The 1,915-nt window shown below is 72.2% G+C and carries 1 protein-coding gene and 1 pseudogene; one reads left to right on the forward strand and one right to left on the reverse strand.

All coding sequences use genetic code 11. The features are described from left to right. Window positions 1–206: pseudogene (locus C667_RS22570) on the reverse strand (polyprenyl synthetase family protein); the annotation flags it as partial. Between the two features lie 202 nt (window positions 207–408). Here C667_RS22570 and C667_RS22575 point away from each other — a divergent pair. Then, on the forward strand, window positions 409–1,749 hold the full coding sequence (locus C667_RS22575) for a ferredoxin reductase family protein (protein ID WP_004387139.1): 1,341 nt from the start codon (window positions 409–411) through the stop codon (window positions 1,747–1,749). Window positions 1,750–1,915: the final 166 nt, after the last annotated feature.

Consider the following 1,915-nt stretch of genomic DNA (forward strand, 5'->3'; position numbering starts at 1 on the left):
GCGTGCGGCCGCTCGCCGCCATGGCCGAGCGCGCGCGCGGTCGCCAGCACCAGCGCCGGCCGCCGGCGCTCGGCGCCGTGCAGGATGAACTCGACCACCTGGCGGATCAGCGCCACGTCGTTGTTCATGTGCGCGCGGATGATCGCATCGACCCGCTCCATGTCGTGCTGGAGCCAGGCGGGGGAGGGGGCGGAGTGCTGGAACATGTTCGGGGTGCCGTGCGGTGGCCGCAAACGGCGGCCGGTCGAGGTTCGCCCGCGAGTCTATAGGCGCGCCGCCACGCTGACCAGCCGCGGGCGCCTCCCACGCGGTACAAGACGCTACAAGCCGGACACATGCTGTGGCGCACAATTCCCGCATGGGATCCGCTGCCTCATGGCGCCCGCATCCCGCTCGAAGGGAGTCATCATGAAAAACATCAAATTTGCACTTCTCCTCGTCCTCGCTGCGCTCAGCCTGCTGTGGTGGTGGGCCGATCCTCTGCTGATCCAGGGCGACACCTACTTCGCGCTGCGCATGCTCGCGGTCAATTACACCGGCGTGCTCGCCATGGGCACGATGAGCGTGGCGATGATCCTCGCCCTGCGCCCGGCCGCGCTCGAGCCGCTGCTGGGCGGCATGGACAAGGCCTACCGGCTGCACAAGTGGCTGGGAATCGCCGGCCTGTCGATCGGCGTGGTGCACTGGCTGTGGGCCAAGGGCACCAAGTGGGCGGTCGGCTGGGGCTGGCTGGAAAAGCCCGCGCGCGGCGCGCGTCCCGAGCAGACCGTGGAGCTGTTCCGCTTCTTCCAGGAGCAGCGCGGCCTCGCCGAGAGCATCGGCGAGTGGGCCTTCTACCTCTTCGCGGTGCTCGCCGCGATCGCGCTGATCAAGCGCTTCCCCTACCGCCGCTTCGTGCAGACCCACCGCGTGATGGCGGCGGTGTACCTCGCGCTGGTCGTGCACGGCGTGGTGCTGCTGCCCTTCGCCTACTGGACGGAACCGGCCGGCATCGTCATGGCCGTGCTGATGGCCGCCGGCAGCTGGGCCGCGCTGCGCTCGCTCGCCGGCCGCATCGGCAGCGGACGCCGCGCCCACGGCCACATCGAGCGCGTGGTGCAGCATCGCGACAACCAGGTGCTCGAGGTCGGCCTGCGCCTCGACACGCCGTGGCCGGGCCACCAGGCCGGGCAGTTCGCCTTCGTCACCTTCGACGAGCGCGAGGGCCCGCACCCCTTCACGATCTCGTCCGCCTGGGGCGACGACGGCCGCATGGACTTCATGATCAAGCCGCTCGGCGACTACACCCGCCGCCTGCCGGCGACGCTGAAGGCCGGCGACCCGGTGCGCGTCGAGGGCCCCTACGGCCGCTTCGACTTCGGCGGCGCCCAGGCGCGGCAGATCTGGGTCGCGGGCGGCATCGGCATCACGCCCTTCGTCGCCCGCATGCAGGCGCGCGCGCAGGACGAAACGCACGCGGACGGCGCCGCGCCGGTCGACCTCTTCTACAGCACCAGCGCCCCCGACGAGGGCTTCATCGCCCGCCTGCGCGAGCTCGCCGCCCAGGCGCGGGTGAAGCTGCACGTGCTGGTCTCGCAGCGCGACGGCCGCCTCGACGCCGACGGCATCTGCCGCAAGGTGCCCGACTGGAAGCTGGCCGGCGTGTGGTTCTGCGGCCCGGCCGGCTTCGGCGCGACGCTGCGCGACACCCTCGCCGCCCGCGGCCTGCCCACCGAGCGCTTCCACCAGGAGCTGTTCGAGATGCGCTGACCGGGGGCATGCGATGCCGCGGTGGCGTGATGGCGTGACCGCAAGGCACGCGCCGCGGCCCCTCCGCCTCACCCGCAGTGGTCCGCCCGCCAGCGAGACGGCACAATTCCGGCGATGAACGACGCCCTCGCCCTCCCCGGCGCCCTCGCTGCCCCCGGCGCCCCCG

Source organism: Thauera phenylacetica B4P, assembly GCF_000310225.1.
Classification (GTDB): domain Bacteria; phylum Pseudomonadota; class Gammaproteobacteria; order Burkholderiales; family Rhodocyclaceae; genus Thauera; species Thauera phenylacetica.

What these genes read in the sequence shown, in the direction of transcription:
- C667_RS22575 (WP_004387139.1), top strand. Translation starts at nt 409, where the DNA reads ATGAAAAACATCAAATTTGCACTTCTCCTCGTCCTCGCTGCGCTCAGC.